The 18,092-nt window shown below is 64.4% G+C and carries 18 protein-coding genes and 1 pseudogene; 8 read left to right on the forward strand and 11 right to left on the reverse strand.

The genetic code is table 11. The features are described 5' to 3' along the window. Positions 1-33 precede the first annotated feature (33 nt). From ACSYG9_RS19255 to ACSYG9_RS19265, 3 genes are all read right to left on the reverse strand, one after another. Positions 34-2,394: a cytochrome P450/oxidoreductase gene (locus ACSYG9_RS19255; protein WP_440124023.1), complete on the reverse strand. Its 2,361-nt coding sequence runs from the start codon at positions 2,392-2,394 to the stop codon at positions 34-36. 186 nt (positions 2,395-2,580) lie between these two features. Continuing rightward, positions 2,581-3,261, reverse strand: coding sequence for an IclR family transcriptional regulator domain-containing protein (locus ACSYG9_RS19260; RefSeq protein ID WP_440124024.1), 681 nt, complete (start codon positions 3,259-3,261; stop codon positions 2,581-2,583). Between the two features lie 66 nt (positions 3,262-3,327). Further along, positions 3,328-3,759, reverse strand: a complete 432-nt coding sequence (locus tag ACSYG9_RS19265) for a TIGR03618 family F420-dependent PPOX class oxidoreductase (protein ID WP_440124025.1) — start codon at positions 3,757-3,759, stop codon at positions 3,328-3,330. A gap of 129 nt (positions 3,760-3,888) precedes the next feature. On the opposite strand from ACSYG9_RS19265, the gene ACSYG9_RS19270 reads away from it, so the two are divergent. Further along, positions 3,889-4,572 (forward strand): hypothetical protein, encoded by a 684-nt coding sequence (locus ACSYG9_RS19270; RefSeq protein ID WP_440124026.1) that lies wholly within the window; start codon positions 3,889-3,891, stop codon positions 4,570-4,572. Positions 4,573-4,580: 8 nt separating this feature from the next. Here the strand turns inward: ACSYG9_RS19270 and ACSYG9_RS19275 are convergent, their stop codons facing one another. After that, positions 4,581-5,420, reverse strand: a complete 840-nt coding sequence (locus ACSYG9_RS19275; protein ID WP_440124027.1) for a helix-turn-helix domain-containing protein — start codon at positions 5,418-5,420, stop codon at positions 4,581-4,583. A gap of 37 nt (positions 5,421-5,457) precedes the next feature. Here ACSYG9_RS19275 and ACSYG9_RS19280 point away from each other — a divergent pair, with 37 nt between their 5' ends. From ACSYG9_RS19280 to ACSYG9_RS19290, 3 genes are all read left to right on the forward strand, one after another. Beyond that, positions 5,458-6,018: a maleylpyruvate isomerase family mycothiol-dependent enzyme gene (locus ACSYG9_RS19280; protein WP_440124028.1), complete on the forward strand. Its 561-nt coding sequence runs from the start codon at positions 5,458-5,460 to the stop codon at positions 6,016-6,018. A gap of 19 nt (positions 6,019-6,037) precedes the next feature. Beyond that, positions 6,038-6,952, forward strand: a complete 915-nt coding sequence (locus ACSYG9_RS19285; RefSeq protein WP_440124029.1) for a pseudouridine-5'-phosphate glycosidase — start codon at positions 6,038-6,040, stop codon at positions 6,950-6,952. Between the two features lie 109 nt (positions 6,953-7,061). Continuing rightward, complete coding sequence (locus ACSYG9_RS19290) at positions 7,062-8,294, forward strand: DUF222 domain-containing protein (protein ID WP_454839595.1); 1,233 nt, start codon at positions 7,062-7,064, stop codon at positions 8,292-8,294. Between the two features lie 95 nt (positions 8,295-8,389). Here the strand turns inward: ACSYG9_RS19290 and ACSYG9_RS19295 are convergent, their stop codons facing one another. Next, positions 8,390-9,019, reverse strand: a complete 630-nt coding sequence (locus ACSYG9_RS19295) for a histidine phosphatase family protein (protein ID WP_454839597.1) — start codon at positions 9,017-9,019, stop codon at positions 8,390-8,392. After that, entirely contained in the window at positions 9,019-9,693 is a 675-nt protein-coding gene (locus tag ACSYG9_RS19300; protein ID WP_440124033.1) for an NrtR DNA-binding winged helix domain-containing protein, read from the reverse strand. The genes ACSYG9_RS19295 and ACSYG9_RS19300 overlap by 1 nt, the downstream gene beginning before the upstream one ends. A gap of 61 nt (positions 9,694-9,754) precedes the next feature. On the opposite strand from ACSYG9_RS19300, the gene ACSYG9_RS19305 reads away from it, so the two are divergent. Both ACSYG9_RS19305 and ACSYG9_RS19310 read left to right on the forward strand, forming a co-directional pair. Beyond that, positions 9,755-10,702, forward strand: coding sequence for an ADP-ribosylglycohydrolase family protein (locus ACSYG9_RS19305; RefSeq protein ID WP_440124034.1), 948 nt, complete (start codon positions 9,755-9,757; stop codon positions 10,700-10,702). 30 nt (positions 10,703-10,732) lie between these two features. Then, a complete protein-coding gene (locus tag ACSYG9_RS19310; protein WP_454839599.1) occupies positions 10,733-11,536 on the forward strand; it encodes an alpha/beta fold hydrolase in 804 nt (267 codons plus the stop codon). 10 nt (positions 11,537-11,546) lie between these two features. Here ACSYG9_RS19310 and ACSYG9_RS19315 read toward each other — a convergent pair whose 3' ends face one another. The 4 genes from ACSYG9_RS19315 to ACSYG9_RS19330 form a co-directional block, all read right to left on the reverse strand. Then, entirely contained in the window at positions 11,547-11,726 is a 180-nt protein-coding gene (locus ACSYG9_RS19315) for a hypothetical protein (RefSeq protein WP_440124036.1), read from the reverse strand. 68 nt (positions 11,727-11,794) lie between these two features. After that, positions 11,795-13,849: an elongation factor G-like protein EF-G2 gene (locus ACSYG9_RS19320; RefSeq protein ID WP_454839601.1), complete on the reverse strand. Its 2,055-nt coding sequence runs from the start codon at positions 13,847-13,849 to the stop codon at positions 11,795-11,797. A 113-nt stretch (positions 13,850-13,962) separates the two neighbouring features. After that, entirely contained in the window at positions 13,963-14,979 is a 1,017-nt protein-coding gene (locus tag ACSYG9_RS19325) for an RNA-guided endonuclease InsQ/TnpB family protein (protein ID WP_454843002.1), read from the reverse strand. Between the two features lie 41 nt (positions 14,980-15,020). Next, positions 15,021-15,215: a helix-turn-helix domain-containing protein gene (locus ACSYG9_RS19330; RefSeq protein ID WP_440124038.1), complete on the reverse strand. Its 195-nt coding sequence runs from the start codon at positions 15,213-15,215 to the stop codon at positions 15,021-15,023. Here ACSYG9_RS19330 and tnpA point away from each other — a divergent pair. Further along, a pseudogene (tnpA, locus tag ACSYG9_RS19335) lies at positions 15,214-15,629 on the forward strand (IS200/IS605 family transposase). The gene ACSYG9_RS19330 and the pseudogene tnpA sit on opposite strands and share 2 nt — an antisense overlap. 97 nt (positions 15,630-15,726) lie before the next feature. Here tnpA and ACSYG9_RS19340 read toward each other — a convergent pair. Next, positions 15,727-16,407: a TetR/AcrR family transcriptional regulator gene (locus ACSYG9_RS19340; protein WP_454839603.1), complete on the reverse strand. Its 681-nt coding sequence runs from the start codon at positions 16,405-16,407 to the stop codon at positions 15,727-15,729. 283 nt (positions 16,408-16,690) lie between these two features. Here ACSYG9_RS19340 and ACSYG9_RS19345 point away from each other — a divergent pair, with 283 nt between their 5' ends. Further along, entirely contained in the window at positions 16,691-18,070 is a 1,380-nt protein-coding gene (locus ACSYG9_RS19345; RefSeq protein ID WP_440124040.1) for an SRPBCC family protein, read from the forward strand. Positions 18,071-18,092: the final 22 nt, after the last annotated feature.

An 18,092-nucleotide genomic window follows, 5' to 3' on the forward strand; every position in this document is an offset into this window, starting at 1 on the left:
GGTGGTCATGCGGTTGCCTTTCGGAAGGGTAGCTCAGAGCTGGAGGGTCAGCGTGCTGCCGCAGGCGCGGGAGCAGCAGGTCATCATGGTTTTTCCGGCGAGGCGCTCGGTCTTGGTGAGAACCAGGTCGCGGTGGTCGACATCTCCGTCGAGGACGGGTACCTCACACGCGCCGCAGATGCCTTCTTCGCAGTCGCTCTGCGCGTCGATGTTCGCGGCCCGAAGTGCGTGGAGCACCGTCTGGTCGGCGGCGACCGGGACGGTGATTCCGGAGTCCTTCAGCACAACCTCGAATGCATGCTCCTTCGACGGGTCGAGTGCTTCGAGGGTCGAGGAGAAGTGCTCGACATGCAGGGTGTCGTCCGGCCAATGTGCGGTCGCGTCGGCCAGCGCCGTGAGGAGGCGTTCGGGTCCGCACGAGTACACCTGTGTGCCGTCCTCTGCGGTCGCAAAGAGTTCGGCGAGATCCATCCGGGTGCCCTCGTGGCTCGGATAGATCCGGACACGGTCGCCGTGGTCGCGTGCGAGGCGGTCGAGGAACGCCATGGAGGTGCGCGAGCGCCCAGCGTAGTGGATCTCGTAGTCACCTCCGGAGGCCTTGACCTCGTCGGCCATCGCGATCACGGGGGTGATTCCGATGCCGCCGGCGACGAACACGTATCGCCGGGCATCAGGATCGAGTTTGAAATGGTTACGCGGCCCCCGCATACGCAGTGTGGTCCCGATGGCAAGTTGGGTGTGCACCCAACGGGATCCTCCGCGACTGTCGGAATCGTGGAGCACCGCGATCTGCAGAGCGGTGCGGTCGTCACGGTCGCCACACAGTGAGTACTGCCGCGACACCGCGCCGCAGTCGATGTCGATGTGCGACCCGGCCGACCATTTGGGCAATGGTCGCCCCGAGGTGTCGCGCAGCGTCACCAGCAGGATGTCGTCGGCGAGGTGTTCGAGTTCCGAGACGGTCATCGTGCGGGCGATGGTGTTCTTCGAGGGTTCCCCGATCTTGACCGGCTGTCGGAGAGACAGCAGTTCCGGGTCGGCGCGTTCCGGGTTGCGGGCCGGATCCCATTGGACCAGAACGTGGTCCGGTCCGCGGAACGAGGTGTTGGGCAGATACGTGAATTCTTGGTCGGGAACCAGTTCCATGTGGGGTAGGCGACGGGTCAGTTCCTCCAGAAAGATCTGGATCTCCATGCGCGCAAGGTTCTTGCCCATGCACTGGTGGCTGCCGTAGCCGAAGGTGAGGTGGTCGCTGGCGTTGTCGCGACGGATATCGAAGTCGTCTGCCTGGTCGAAGTGGCGTTCGTCGTGGTTGGCCGAAGAGTTGACGATCAGTAGTTTTGCACCCTCGGGGATGTCGACGCCGCCGATCGTGGTGTCCGCAGTGACGAGGCGTCGCCACGCGGCGACGGAGCCGGAGTGGCGAAGGCACTCCTCGACCGCGTTGGGGATCAGGCTGGGATCGGCGCAGATCTCCTCCCACACGTCGCGGTGCTCGAGCAGCAGCCGCAAGGCGTTGGCAGAGGCGTTGGCGGTGGTCTCGTGTGCGGCGACGATGCCGGCCATCATCATCGAGTGCAGGTAGGAGTCGGTGACGACATCCGGCTGTTCCTGTTGTACGCGGAGGCCGAAGGGCATCCAGCCGTGCCCACTCGGGTCCTTTCGCATCTTGTCGAGGACGGTGCCGGCGAACTGCCAGAATTTCCCGACGGCCTCGGCCACGGCAACCTGTTGTTCGGGTGCCGGCCGTCCCCAGGTGTTGACGGTATGGGCGATCGAGTACTCGCGCAGCGTATCCATGTCTTCTTCGGGAACACCGAGGAAGTGCAGTGCCACGGTGAGCGGGACCTCCCAGAGCATCTCGTCGACGAGGTCGACGCGCCCGGCATCGACGAAGCGGTCGACGTATTCGCGAGCCAATCGGCGCACCATCGGTTCGTGGTGGGCGAGCGCGGCAGGGGTGAACGGTTCCATCAAGGCGCGTCGTCGCGGCATGTGCGCCGGTTCGTCTTCGTTGACCAGCGTCCGGGACATCGCGTAGTCGTACTGTGCAAGAACAGAATTGGCCTCGTCTGAGGTGGGAGTGATTTTTTCGAGTGCGATCGCGGGTGAGAACAGTTCGTTGTCGCGGAAGACGGCTTTCACGTCTTCGTAGCGTGTGACCACCCAGTAGTCGAGTTCTGGGCTGTAGAAGACGGGTTCCTCGTCCCGTGACCAGCGGAGTGACGCTGCAGGGTCGCTCTGGTAGGGGCCGGTGAATGGATCGAATGCGGCCGCGCGGGGCGAGACCGGGCAACCGCCGGGAGATGTGACGGCGCTGTGGTCGATGGGGCATCGGCCGTCGGTCGACGCTCGTCTGGCTTCGAGGACGGTTCCGCTCGACGGACTGGTCATGGGCTTCTCCAGGCGGTGAACTCTGCGTTACTAATAGTGGACATATCTGTTCGATGAACGAACATTTGCAGAGTAAGGGCCGTCACATCGTGTCGTCAAGGCGGGGTCGGTGCTTACGTGGACATGGGCACGACGAAAAAGGGGACGCTCCGGTGAGCGTCCCCTCGATGGCCGGTCGTGTTCCGGTCAGACGTCGAGCAAGGCAGTGATCCGGGCGGCAATCTTCACAACTGCGGCCGCGGCGATGTCGGTGTCGAGACCTTCGATCGCGACGACGCCGACGCTCGACTCGAATCCCAGTCCGTCGTGGTCCAACGGCGTACCCACACCGGCTGCGACCCCCACGGCGCCGTGCTCGAGCTCGCCGGCAGTGATGCTGAATCCGTCCCGGCGTGCCTGGCGCACCTGATCGGTGTCGGACTCGGAGGCGGGCCGCCCCGCGAGGATCGCGATACCCGCCGCTCCCCGCGATACGGGATGCCTCGTGCCCAGCCGGTAGCCCACACGCAGGATGCCCGAATCGGGCTCGGCCACCGCGATCACCACGCACTCGTCACCCTCCAGCATGGAAAGGAACGCGGTGGCGGACGTCTGTTGCGCCAGCTCGCGCAGCAGAGGCTGGGCGACCTCGCGCAGGCGGGGGTGGAAACGCAAACCGAGTATCGCCGTCCCCGCTGACAGCCTGATCCGTCCATCCTCGGTTCGAGCGACGAGCGAATGTGCCTCGAGTGTCGCGACGATTCGATAGCTGATGGCACGCGCGACATCGAGTTCCGCAGCGAGTTCAGCGATCGAGATTCCACCCGGCCGTTGAGAGACGATCTCCAAGGCGCGAAGGCCGCGGTCCAGGGTTTGCAGGGTGCTCACTGTTCTCCTCAGAACTCGGTGTGGACAACCGAGCCTATCGATCCCCAGCGACCCGACGGCGGGGTGTCATCGACCCGCGGCGCCGTAGAACCGATCGACACGTACCCGCAGTACCAATCGGTGTTCGTCGACCATCGCGGCGCGGAACTCGTCCCAATCGGGATGCTCGCCCTGAACCTTGCGGTAGAGCGCGACGAGTTGTTCGGCCGCCTCGTCGTGGGGAGTGCGTGCGATATCGGACAACTCGGCGTTGCCCTCGGCGACGGCGTACGCCCAACCATCGGCAGAGTCCTTGAACAGGCTCACGCGCGAGTCGCGGCGCATGTTCCTCGTTTTCGCGCGAGAGTCGGTGATCGAGATGGAGAACGTGTGTGTTCGGTGATCGTAATGGTAGAGAATGTTCGAGATCTGAGGTCTGCCTGAACGTTTGAGGGTGACGAGCGCGGCGACTCCGGTGTCGCCGAACAGTGCTTCGAGCGTGGACGCATCGGCTGCCATGGCGTCAGGATACGTGGGCCGAATGTGGCCGTCATGCAGTCGAAGTGAACGAATGTGACATTCGGCCGCAGTAACAGGTCTACCCTCGGATGAGGGTCGGGGCCCCATTGTCGTGACATCGAGGCAGCCATGGCTGACAACACCACAAGCAATCGCGCTCCATCGGCGGGGGAAGGTGCGGGTTCATCGATCGTCGACAAAGTGCTCGACGGTCCGCTGACAGGCCTCGCCCCCTGGATCTTCCTCGCCATCTTCGAAGGGCCCGGCAGCACCGGCTGGGTGTCTGCGGTGGCGCTCGCCATCTCGGTGTTCTTCGTCGTGGCCGATCGGATCCGGGGAAAGAATCTCAAGCTTCTCGGCGCCGTCGACGTGCTCTTCTTTGCCGGCCTGTTCGTCCTGCATTTCTTCCTGAGTACCGACGGTCAGGTATGGCTCGAGAAATGGATCGGTGAGATCGCGAACATCACCCTGGTGATCATTGCGGTGGGGTCGATGCTGATCCGGGTGCCTTTCACCCTCCAGTACGCGCGCGACATGGTCGAACGCGAGTACTGGGATTCCCCACTGTTCATCAGGACCAACTACATCATCACTGCAGCATGGGCCGTAGCATTCGCGGTTGCGGCGGCCGCCGGCTGGTACGGCGACGCCGTTCTCGACGACAGCAACAACATCTGGACCGGCTGGGTGCTGCAGACCGGGGCGATGATATGCGCCATCAAGTTCACCTCCTGGTACCCGGATCACGTCAGTGCGAAGGCGATCGGCGAGCATGAGAGCGCCGAAACAGAATCGACCGGGGAAACCCCCTGACGACCGGGTCAGAGCCCGTACTGCTGCGCGAAGACCGCCGGTGTCATGCCGACGACCTTCGCGAAGTCGCGTACGAAATGCGGTTGATCTGCATACCCGAGCAGCGCGGCCATTTCGGCCAGGGGGATAGCCTGCTCACGCAATCGTCCCGCCGCTTCCTGGAGACGGCGACGCTGGATCAACCATTTCGGTGTCAGCCCGATCCTGCGGTGTACCAGCCGCTGCAGCGCCCGCTCCGACAGGCCGAACTCGCTTCGGACCTGCTCGACGCGAAGAACGTCGGAATTGTCCTCGACGTATGCGACCACCTGGTTGATCAAACGCCCCTCGTCGTCGATCGACGAATATGGCCGGAGCATGTCGTCGAACAGGTCCATTGCGGCGCGATGCGATTCGGGAGCACGGGGCGAAGTCGCCATCGCGCTACGAACCTCGTCGGTCAGGCGGACGCCGTCGTCGCCGAAGATGTCGTGCAGATCGACGAACCGGTCGGTGAAAGCCGCGACCGGTGTGCGTGTCAGTAACTGGCCTGCTGCCGGGGTGAACATCACCCCGACCGCCCACCCATTGCCTCTGAGCGTGGTACGGGACAGTCCCGACGTGATGCCGTAGAAGCGCGCATAGTCCTGTGCGATCACTGCAAGGCACACGGGGTACTGCAGAACCCGCTGGACGGACTCTTCACCGCCGGGCACCGACCACACCGGAATCCAGTACCGACGCATCAACGCAGTGAGCTCGGGTGCGGCCGAATACCGGAAGACCCTGCTGGATGTGTCGGCCGGGTCGTTCAGGTGGGCGCGTTCGATCGGCTGTCGATCCTGATCGTCGCCCGTGTCGGGTTTCATCAATACCGCATCCTTTGCGCGGGAATATTGTCACGTCATGAGTACAGCGTCCATGAATACAACAGCACTCCGACACGACGAGGCGAACGCGCCGCTCACCGCACTCATCGGCGCCGTCGCGCCCGGTTCGTGGGACCGGCTATCGCCCTGCGACGGCTGGACCACGCGCGACGTGGTCGCCCATATCGTCGACACTCAGCGGGAATTCCTCACCGGTCGCGGTCTCGATGTCGGTGAGCGTCCCGAACTCGACGATCCCGCGGCGGGATGGCGTGAGCACACCGCTCGCGTCGCGGCGCTGCTGACCGACGACGAGCTTGTCTCCGCCCCGTACGAGGGATACTTCGGCCCCACGACATTGGGTGCGACGTTCGAGCAGTTCTACATCTGGGATCTGCTCGTTCATCGTTGGGACATTGCGCAGGGCGCCGGAATCCCGGTGTCTTTCACCGATGCCGAACTCGACCGGATCGAGGCCGGGGCGAACAGCTTCGGCGACTCCCTCTACATGGACGGTGTCTGCAAGCCCGGTGCGGAAGCCGGTTCCGACGATCGACAGGAGCGGGTACTGGCGCGTTTGGGACGCCGAGCAAAGTGATGACGCATATCGTCGGTGTATGACCGAAACGATCGTCGTTGCCGACGAGGTGCGCGCGGCCGTCGCGGAGGGCAGGCCCGTGGTGGCGCTCGAATCGACGATTTTCACACACGGTCTGTCGCGGCCGCGGAACCTCGAGGTTGCGTTCGAGGCCGAACGATCATTGCGAGACGCAGGCGTGACTCCGGCGACCGTCGGAGTGGTTGCAGGTGTCCCCACCGTTGGTCTCTCCCGCGACCAGATCGAACTGATCGAGGCCGTGGATGCGGGGACCGTGAAGACCGGGATCCGCGACCTGCCCACGGCTGCGGTGAAGAGGCTGCACGGTGGAACGACCGTGGCCTCGACCGCGTGGCTCGCGCACCGTGCCGGGATAGCAGTGTTCGCGACAGGGGGTCTCGGTGGTGTCCACCGCGGTGCGGCGACGACGTTCGACGAGAGCGCAGATCTCGTCGCGCTGTCGTCGATTCCGATTTTGATCGTCAGTGCGGGGGTGAAATCCATCCTGGACGTGCCTGCCACACTCGAACGACTCGAAACGCTCGGCGTGATCGTGCTGGGGTACCGCACCACCCGCTTCCCGGGCTACTACGTGCGCGACAGCGGGTGTTCGATCGAGGCTGCGGAGTCATCGGACGCTGCTGCCGCTGTAGCCCGGGCCCGCGACGATCTCGGGTTGCGGTCGGCTGTGCTCATCGCCAATCCGGTCGCTGCCGACAAGCAGGTGGACCCGGCCCTGCATGACCGGGTGCTCGCCGAGGCGGAGCGGGAGGCGGCGGCGGCAGGTGTTCAGGGCAAGGATCTGACGCCGTTTCTGCTCGACCACATGCACCGCGGCACAGGCGGTGCCACGCTCGATACGAACATTGCGGTGTACTTGGGGAACGTACAGGTGGCGGCGGAGATCGCGACAGCGCTTGTGAGCACATCCTGACGGAAGGGGCCGTTCGTGCGTACTTCCTGTCGACGGAAAATTCATCTTGAATCGAACATGTGTTCCTCTTCGTCTTGTCAGTCGAATATTTGTTCTATAGAATTCGAGCATGGGTGGGGACCTCTGGAAACTCAACGACACACAACTGATGGCCGAGACGCTCGCCATCTCCGCCGACATCCATGCCCTGCAAGTGCAGCGGGTGGACCTGATCATCGCGATGGTCGAACGCGACACCGTGAAAGAACACGGCTACCGCAGCCCCGCCCACTGGCTCGCCGCAGCCACACACCTCGAAATCGGCGAATGCCAGCGCATCGCGTCACTCGCGCAACTCCTGCGACTCGAACCCGAAGTCCGCGCCGCCTACTCGGCAGGCTTGCTGGACGCCGAGAAAGCCCGGCAGATCGCCTACTTCTGCCAGCACTACCCCACAACCATGAACCCCTGCGACTTCACCAAAGCCCGCACCATCCTGCTCGACCACGCCAGCCAGAACATCGCCACCAAAGCCACCGTGCGGGCACTGATCCACCGACTCGAACACCTCTTCGGCACCGGCGACGGCCCACCACCGGGCGAAGACACCGACCGCAACGCACTGTTCGTCTCCACCACCCTCCGCGGACGCATCGTGATCAAAGCCGACCTCGACGCGGTCACCGGCGCACGCCTGCGGCACCTGCTCTCACCCCTGGGAGCACCCCGCCCCGAGACGAACGGCATCACAGATGACCGGCCCGCGTCGAAACGCCACGCCGATGCCTTCGCACAGTTGCTGCACCTGGTCGAGACCACCGGAGTCGTTCCCGTCGAAGGCGGTGTGACACCCCACCTGTCGATCACCGCGTCGATCCACGACCTCACCACCACTGCTGCGGTGACAGAACTGTTCACCCGCAGCTCCGAACACGGCTACGCCACCGAACCCTGGGCCGGACCACTCTCCCTCGACACCGCCCGGATGCTCGCCTGCGACTGTCAGGTCACCCGCATCCTGCTCGACGACCACGGAGTACCGCTCGCGCACGGACGGACGTATCGGTCCGCGACCGCGGCGCAGCGACGCGCCCTCGCGGTCCGCGACGGCGGATGCGCCTTTCCGGGGTGCACCACACCCCCGGCATGGGCCGATGCCCATCACATCGATCATTGGGTCGATGGTGGTAGCACCGATCTGGATAATCTGGTGCTGTTGTGCGGGCATCATCACCGGTTGATGCATCACACCGGCTGGGACGTCGAGGTCACCGAAGAACGCCGGCCGCAGTTCATTCCGCCGGCGAGTGTGGATCTGTTCCGCACACCGATACCGGGGAACAGACCGGATCTGGTCGCGTAGTTCGGCAACAGAACACAAAGACAGCTCCCGTCACCAGGGCACCCGTGTGCCCTGGCAGCGGTCGCGGCTGCTATCGATCCCTCCACAGGCCGGCGTCAGAGTATGTGGCCGAGATCCCCGAGAGTATGCAGAGTGCGGTTGTGGAAGACATCGTCCTGCTCGAGCACCGTGATGCTGCCGGAATCGGCACGATAGGCCACGTGCGCGCACGCGCTGATCGGAAGTCGCTGCCAGGCGGCAACGACCCAACTGAGCGAGCCGCCATGAGTGACGATGATGCGATGTTCCGCGTTGTCGGACGTGATTCGATCCATGGCCCGGTAGACACGAGTGACACATTCGAGTTTCGATTCCGCGCCCTCGATTCCTTCGTCGTGATCCAAGCGTTCCCCGACGAGAGGCGGCGGGACGAAATGGGTGGCGAACCACTCCTGCGGGCGCCCACCCGCAACGCCGTAGGACTTCTCCCTCAGGTCCGGAAGGAGGACGGGTTCGACGCCGAAGGTTTCGGCGATGGGGTGTGCGGTTTCGGTGGCTCGGACGAGGTCCGACGTGTACAGAGCCGGGCACGCACCGGTGGGAATGAGATCCCGCAGTCGTGCCGCGATCGCGTGCGCGTGGATCACGCCGCGCGGGGTGAGCGCGGAGTCGTACCAGCCGCCGACGAGGCCCTCGACGTGATGAGTCGCTTCAGGATGTGTGACAACGTAGATGCGCGCACCCATCAGACGGACCGGTTCGCGAGGAACGATGCCGCACTCGGAGGCAGTGGCTCACCTGTTCTCCGGTAGAGCTCCGCAGGCCTCCCCGCGCCTTCGCGACTGAATTCGCCGGTTGCGTCGACACCGTGCGACAGGTGGCGTCGAAAGGTGTCCTTCGGGAATCTGCGACCGTAGATCACCTCGTAGAGGCGGCGCAGTTCGAGGATGGTGAACTCGTCGCCGATCAATCCCGACGGATCGACCGCCGTCGCATACCGGCGACGCAGATCGTCGACGGCGAGGCCGACGACCTCGGAGTGGTCGAACGCGAGTCCGCTCGCGTCATCGACAGGTACCAGCTGAGCTCCGGTGGGGAAGCGCTCGAACGGCACGGCTGCGCTGTGCGCCATCGACAGTACCCAGCCGCGGTCGTCGCGCGCGGGGTCGTCGAGCATCGCCATCTGGTGGAACTCCACGCTCCCGAGTCTCGCCTTGTCGTGGAGCGCGCGATGTGCGGCGTCGGCGAGACGCTCACCGGGATGCAGGAATGTCCCAGGTAGTGCGCGTCCTCGTGGATGGTCGACCACCAGCACCTTCAGGGTTTCGTCGACGACGGTCAGCACGGCCACGTCGACTGCGACCGAGGGGCGCGGATAGTCGGTGAGGGGCTTGCTCGGTGTCCCCGGATTCGTACTCACGTAGACATTGAATCAAAGATGCGCTAACTTCATTAGCGCAATATTGAGCAAAGGGGAGACTGTGGAACTGGACGCGCAGCAGAAGGATCGTGTCGCGGGAGTGCTCGTGGCCACTGCCGCGGGCGATGCGCTCGGTGCCGGATACGAATTCACCTATCCGCGACCGGATGCGCCGATCGACATGATCGGCGGAGGGCTGGGCCCGTTCGCGCCGGGGGAGTGGACCGACGACACGTCGATGACCCTCGCGATCGCCGAGATCTCCGCCTCGGGCCTGCCGATCGGACACGGAGACGGCCTCGATGCGGTAGCTGCGCAGTTCGTGCGCTGGTACGACACCCGCCCGAAAGACATCGGCAACCAGACCGCCGCTGTGCTCTCTGCCCGACCTGCGTCGGCGGTCGCCATGCGGCAGCGCGCTCGCGGCATTCCGGGACGGAAGGCCGGGAACGGATCACTCATGCGTACCGCACCCGTCGGTATCGCCTACCTGCACGACGCCGACGCGTGCGTCGCAGCAGCCGCCGAGATCAGCGCCCTGACCCACGACGATCCGCAGGCCATCGAGGCGTGCCGGTTGTGGTCGTACGCAATCCGCCATGCTGTGCTGCACGGAAACTTCGACGGCGCCCGCCTGTACCTCGACGGTGCGCCCGCTGACGTTGCCGAGTACTGGGGAGCGCTCCTCGATGAATCCGAGAAGGCAGACACCGCAGCCGTATTCGACAAGAACGGTTGGGTGGTGCACGCGCTGCAGGTCGCGTGGTGGGCTATTACGCACACGGATGCATCCGGACCGCATCATCTCGTGAACGCGCTCGAGGCTGCCGTGAGGGCAGGTGGCGACACCGATACCACCGCAGCGATCGCCGGTGGTTTGGTCGGTGCCAGGTGGGGTGCGACGGCCGTGCCGGACCGGTGGAAGCAGATGTTGCACGGCTGGCCCGGATATCGTGTCGACGGACTCGCCGAGTTGGCGTTGAAATCGCCGATCACACTCGATCGGTAGAGGACCCGGATCACGTTAGCCTTGGTGGACATGGGCAGCCGTGTGACGTCCGCCGACGGTACAAAGATCGCGTACACACGCGAGGGCACCGGCCCACCTGTGGTTCTCGTGGGTGGCGCGCTCGACGACGGATCAGAGAACGCGGTGCTCACACCGGCATTGGCGAGCGACTTCACCGTGTTCAACTACGCACGGCGTGGGCGCGCGGCAAGCGGAGATGCTCAGCCCTACCGGGTCTCGCGCGAACTCGACGATCTGTCGGCGATCCTGGACGCGGCCGGGGGTGCAGCGCACCTGTTCGGCGCTTCGACCGGTGGGGCCCTGGTCCTCGAGGCGGCTGCAGCAGGGCTTCCGGTGACGCGACTCGTGGTTTACGACCTGCCCTACAGTGTGGCCCCCGCCGCCGTGGAACGGTGGCGGGCCTACCGCGCCGAACTCGACCGCGCTCTCGCACGAGGTCGATCCGACGATGCTGTCGCCGCATTCATGCGGTTGGGAGGGGCAGGCGACGACGACATCCGAAGTGCGCGGGCCGCGCCGTTCTGGCAGGAGCTGTTGTCACTCGCGCCGACGCTTGCCTACGACGCGGAAATCCTCGGCAATGGCCGCCCGCCTTCGGACCGCCTAGCGGGCATCGGGCAGGAGACGATGGTGCTCACCCGGTCCTCCTCCGACCCTTACATGCCTGCGTTACCGGTCGAGTTCTTCGCGGCTGCGGCAGAGGAGGTCGCCAGCGCGCTTCCGCATGCCGCTCGGTGCACGATCGACGCACCAGGTCATGCGGTCGATGTCGAGGCGGTTACTCCTTGCGTACGAGCGTTCCTCGCCGGCTGAGGACGTCGATTCAGGACGGCGCCTGGTCGTCCGGTTCGACCTTCTCGGTGTTCTCGCGGTCGGTGGGATTCCCCGGGACTCCCTCGTCGTCTCGTTCCTTCTTGACGTTTTCTTCCATGTCGTCGAGGAGCTGAGACAGGTTGTCGCCGGTCAGGTCGTTGTCGTGTGCACGTCGATCGGGGTCGGGCATGGTTTTCCTTTCGTCGTGCGGATCTTCTGTTCCGGCGGTACCCGAGTCGCCAGGCAGGGAAACCTGCCTCACGAACGAGTCGGCGCGTTCCCATCGAGGTACTGCGCCGCGAGAGGTGCTGGCATCGGCTCATGGCGCAGATATCCGCGGGCGAAGTCGGCGGTGCCCTGGGTGATCGCGCGCAGGTCGATCGGATAACGCCCGAGTTCGAGTTCGGGAACCTCCGCGCGTAGCAACGCCACCCCAGCATCGGGAGACTCGGTCCCCAGCACCCGGCCGCGACGTGCAGAGAGATCGCCCAGCACTGCCCCGAGATACTCCTCGGGGACGGTCACCCGTACCGCGGCCACAGGCTCGAGCAAGCAGGTATCACTGTGGGAGGCAGCATCGCGAAGCGCCAGGCCGGCAGCTGCCTGGAACGCGGCGTCGGACGAATCCACCGAATGGGCCTTGCCGTCGACGAGCGTGATCCGTACATCCACCATCGGATTCCCCGTCGCGACGCCCTTGGCGGTCTGTGCCCGAACACCCTTTTCCACCGACGGGATGAACTGCCGTGGAACAGCCCCTCCGACGACGCGTTCCTCGAACACGACCCCGCTGCCCACGGGGAGGGGTTCGATCTCGAGGTCGCATACCGCGTACTGGCCGTGTCCCCCCGACTGCTTCACCAGACGACCGTGCCCCGAGGCCGGGGCCGCGAACGTTTCACGAAGCGCGACACGATGCTCGACGAGATCGACCTGCACACCGTGCCTGTTGCGCAGCCGGTCGACGACCAGTTCGGCGTGTGCCTCGCCGGTGCACCACAACACCACCTGATTGGTGTCGGGATTCTGCTCCACCCGCACGGCGGGATCCTCGGCCGTCAACCGTGACAGAGCCTGGGACAGCTTGTCGTCGTCGGTGCGTGAATGCGCCTCGATCGCCAGGGGCAGCAGTGGCTCGGGAATTGGCCACATCGCCAGATCGACGGGGTGATCAGGATCGTGGAGGGTGTCACCGGGGCGTGCGGTCGCGAGCTTGCCCACACATGCGAGATCACCTGCGATGGCCTCGCCGACGGGTCGCTGTTGCTTGCCGAACGGGTTCGTCAGCGCGGGGATCCGTTCCACCGAGTGGCCGCTCCCGGTGAGCGCCGCCGACGTGTCCGGCCGCAACGTTCCTGCGTAGACGCGTACCAAGCTGATTCGTCCTACATACGAATCTCCGGTTACCCGCACGACCTGGGCCGCGAGGGGCGCGTCCGGATCGCATGGGGGAGCGCCGCGCAGCCGGTGGGTGGGGTCGGGGAATCCTGTGACGATCAGTTCGAGCAGTTCGACCGCGCCCACGCCGCTCTCGGTCGCCGGAACGGCGGGGTGCATTGCGCATGCGAGGATTTCGCGGGTGAGACCGTCCTGCAGGGACTCCGGGTCTAGTTCTTCGCCGGAAACGAACCGCTCCATGAGTGTGTCGTCTTGACCGGAGATCGCCTCCACCAGGCTCTCGCGTGCGGAGTTCGAGACCGGACACGGACCGGGCTCACCATAGCTGCGGCCGGTCAGCAGGCCCATCGACCCGACCGGACGGTCCCCGTCGAATACCGGATAGAACAACGCGCGCACGGTATCGGGGCCGAGTCCGAACGCGTCATGGCACTGTTCGAGCAGTTCGTCGTAGCTGTGCCGCGCGATATCGAGTTTGGTCACGACTATTGCGCGTGGAATCGCCTCTTCGTCGCACTCGCGCCACAACGCGCGAGTGGCAGGGGTGATGGCGTCGGTAGCCGAGACGACGAAGACCGCTGCGTCGGCCGCATGGAGCCCGGCGCGGAGTTCGGCGTCGAAGTCGGGATGCCCGGGTGTGTCGATCAAATTGATCTTGATTCCCCTCCATTCGAGGGGTAGTACCGCCAGCTGTACCGAGCGTCGGTGCTGCTGTTCGATCTCTTCGTAATCGGAGACCGTGGTGCCATCGACCACGCGACCGGCACGACCGGTCGCTCCCGAAGCGAAGGCCAGTGATTCCGCGAGCGTGGTCTTTCCCGTGGCGCTGCACCCGACCAGCGCGACGTTGCGTATGGCGTCCGGCGTTTCCGCAACGGGCGCCTGCCGAGTACGTGATGCGGTGCGATCGGACATCGACCTGCTCCTCGTGTCGCTTCCGCCCAGTTTAGGCAGCCGCACCCGCTCCGCGGAGGTCTTTGGAACGTCCAAGATCTTGACTTCCTCCTCCGCGTGAACCCGGAGGATTCCTACGCAGCCTCACCAGAGGGTGCGGTCTGTTCGGCGGGTTCCTGATTCACCGGGTCCGCGCATGCAAGCACACGTCTTACGCTCCCTCCACAGGCGTTTACCCTCTCCACCAGCCCGGCGGCGAGCATCACATTCACAGCGGCGTTGTAGTCCCGATCCAGCACCAACCCACACGACGGGCACACCCACACCCGCACATCCAACGGCTTCTTCCCGTCCCGCACCCCGCAACATGCGCACACCTGCGACGTCGGTTCCCACTGACCGATCGTGTGCACCAGCCTGCCATGCTCGGCGGCCTTCTCCTTGATCAACCGGGTCAACGTCGACCAGCCGGCATCATGCACCGACTTCGCCACCCTCGTGCGCGCCAAACCCGCCACCGACAACCCCTCGAGCGCGACCGCTTGGTTCTCGCGAATCAACCTCAATGCCAGCTTGTGATGGTGGTCCAGACGGGTCTCGCGCACCTTCCGGCGAGCCTTCGCCTGGTTCTTCGACCCACGCTCGGTGCGCGAGTACGCCCGTTGGGCGCGAGCCAGGCGCCGCTGCGTCGTCCGCAGCCAGCGGGGGTTGTCGACCTTCTCACGGGTCCCGTCGTCGTAGACGATCACCGCAAGGTCAGTGAGACCGACGTCGATCCCTGCACATCGGGCCGGCGCCGGCTGCGGGACAACCACAACGGGCACGGGCTCGTCGACCACGAAGGACACATAATGCCGCCCGTCGGCCTCGCGGATCACCGTCACACTCGACGGGTCCGCCGGCAGCGGTCGTGACGACTCGTACCGGATCCGCCCGATCTTCGGCAGGCGCACCAGCCCGGTACTCCCGCCCGGCTCGAGAACCGAGAATCCGGCGTTGCGGGTGAAACGAGCGGACTGGCGATGTGTCCGCTTCTTGAACCGCGGCGCACCGACCTTGCGGCCCTTACGCTTCCCGGTACGAGAATCGAAGAAACTGGCATACGCGCGATGCAGAGCCGCCAGCGACTGCTGCAACGGCACCGAGGACACCTCGGCCAGCCACGCCCGCTCAGGAGTTGTTTTCGCGGCGGTCAACGCCGCCGACAACTCGTGCCCGGGATCGGGCGGCCCGCCCTGCGGGCGGATTCTCTCGCAGCGAGGGCATCGTTGAATACCACCCGGCAGCACCCGAACAGTCGCGACAACGCATGGTGTTGTTCCCCTGTGGGGTAGGCGCGGTAGCGGTATCGCTTGAGCACACCCCAGACGATGGAATTTGGTGTCATGGGCGAGGAAGATCTTATCAGGGTTGGTAGACAAGCGATTTGCGACTGCCATGCACATTTGGTGTTCGTCACAAAGTATCGGCGCGGTGTGTTCACCGGCCCGATCTTGGCGGACTGCGCGGAAGTGATGCGGAAAGTGTGTGCGGACTTCGGATGTGAACTGCGGGAGTCAACGGCGAGGATGACCACGTGCATCTGCTCGTCGACTTCCCTGCCACCGTGCAGCTGTCGAAGCTGGTGAATTCGCTCAAAGGGGTGTCATCGCGGCACTTGCGGCGTGATCACGCGGAGCATCTTTCCCGGTATCTGTGGGGCGGGCATTTATGGTCCCGCTCCTACTACTGTGGGACTGCGGGCGGCGCGCCGTTGGCGGCGATTGCCGAGTACGTGAAGTCCCAACGCCGGCCTGCGTGATAGTGATTCACCTCCACCGTGAACGATGGAGCACTCTCACCGAGATCGGTAGAACGCCGTAACCGTCGGGGGTGCGTGAGCATCCATGTCGTCTTCGCTACGTCTGTGTCGTAGTCGAGGTCGAGGTCGAGGTCGTAGTCGAGTGGAGAGACTCGACGCGCGAATAGTCGAACAATGTGCCCTGGATCATGAGTCGGATGGCGTGATGAGTGGCTTGGTATTGCTCGGGGGTGGCCGTCGCTGCGTGGTCGTGCAGGCCGCGGAGCACTGTGAAGATCGCATCGGTGGCCCCGGCGGTGTCGGTGTTGAGTGCGCCCTCCCGCGCGGCCTGCTCGATGATTCCCGCGATCACGTTGCGTAACGACGTGAAGATCAATTCGCTGTCCTCACCCAAGTGGAGATGTTCGGCGCTCTCCACTCTGAGTGCCCGATCGAACGCCACTGAGTAGGGGTTTTCGTCGAGGAGTGTGGCTCCCTCGTCGAGTACTGCCACGAGCTTGTTCAGAACCCCGTCGGCCCGATCGGCCGCGGCGGACAAGCGCGGCACGGACACCTGTGCGATCTCCAGGAAGGCGGCTTTCACCAGTTCGGCCTTGTTGGGGAAGTAGTGGTAGAGGCTGCCACTCGTGATGTCCGCATAGCGCGCGATCTCGCGAATGGTCGCCCGTGAGTACCCGACCTCTCCGACGCAACGCATCGCGGCGTCGAGGATTCGTCGCCGTGTTTGCTCGCTCTTGGTGCCGACCGGCCTACCCAACTGCGATGACGCGGACGACACGGACACCTCCGGAATGCGCGGACTTTGCGTCAAGCATGGCATGTCCGAGGTCGAACCAGTGTGCGGTGCGCGGCGGAGATATCTGTGTCGTCGGGCATTGACAAGCGCGTTTGTGAGCTGCATCATATGGAATCAATCACGTGATTGATTCTGCTCGAACAGCCCCGCGAGCAGCGTGAGCGACGCTCAGCTGCGCCGGTACGGCTGTCCCGCCCTGCTTCATCTCTGCTTCAACATCTGTGTCGCAACGCATCGTTCGTCGAATGAGAAGGAGTGTGCAGTCATGACGTCCACACAGCCCGTGACGTCGAATCGCCCGGGAGACTGGGTCGATACCGCGCCTGGGATCGCCGATCTCGAACCCGGTCGATTCAACATGGAGATTTCCACGGATCGCTATGTATCCCATGATGTTCAGCAACGTGAGCGAGAATCGATCTGGATGAAGGTCTGGCAGGTGGTCGGTCGTGAGGCGGACTTGCCTGAGGTGGGGGACTGGAAGGTTTACCAGCTATTCGACCAGTCGTACATCGTCGTCCGAGGCAAGGACGACGTGATCCGAGGCTTCGTCAATGCCTGCAGGCATCGGGGGAATCCCCTGTGTACCGGAAGTGGGAACTCCAAGCGTGGTTTCCTGTGCCAATACCACCTGTGGTCCTACGATCTCGAGGGCACGCTCAAGGGGATCCTGGCGGAGAAGACGCTCGATCCGATAGACAAGAAAGAGAATTCGCTGATCCAGGTGTCGGTGGACACCGCTGCAGGATTCATCTTTCTCAACCCCGACCCGAACGCCGAGCCCCTCGCCGACTATCTCGGCACCGAAGTGCTCGAGATGCTCGCGCCGTACCATCTCGACCGGATGGTCACCGTCCTGGACGTGCGGGAGAAGATCGACTGCAACTGGAAAGTCGTCGTCGACGCCTTCTCCGAGGGTTACCACATCTCGGGAATTCATCCGCAGTTGTTGCGCGTCATGACGATCGAGTCGGAAAAGAGCCGGTACCGGCTCCTCGAACGTCACGCGGTGTCGTGCTCGCCGTTCGAGGTCGCCCACGTCAACGAGTACGGTCCCGAGGAGCAGGTCCAGGGGATTCGTGAACTGCCCGAGACGTTTCCTTCGCTGATGCGGGTACTTCCGCGCTTCGAGGAGATCGTGAACAGCTACCGGGTCGACGGCCAACCGTTGTCTTTCCCCGAGGGCGTAACCGCAAGAACGATCCTGCAGCTGGCCACCCGCGAGGTACTGACCGACTCCGGTCTCGATGTCGAGGACCTCACCGACGCGCAGATGAGCGACAACCACGGGTGGGTCCTGTTCCCGAACTTCTTCATGACTGTTCGCGCGGGAGAGGCCACTGTCATTCTCGCGCAGCCGGATCCGGACGGAGATCCGAACCGGTGTGTCTGGCAGATCATCAGCTTCATGTATCTGCCCGAAGACATGAGGAGCGCACTTCGGGCGACGCCCATCGAGGTGAAAGAACCCGGTGAGTTCAAGTATTTCGACGCACTCCATCAGGATTACGAGCAGATGCCACGCCAACAGCGCGGCTTGCGGAACGAGGCGCTCGATCACTTGATGCTGGTGTCGGAAGAAGTGGTGGTGGCGCACTTCCACTCGGTGATCGACCGCTACCTCGCTGCAGCCGCCGAGGCCTGAGTGGCCCTGTCTGTCGATGCCC

Source organism: Rhodococcus sp. SJ-2, from assembly GCF_053750035.1.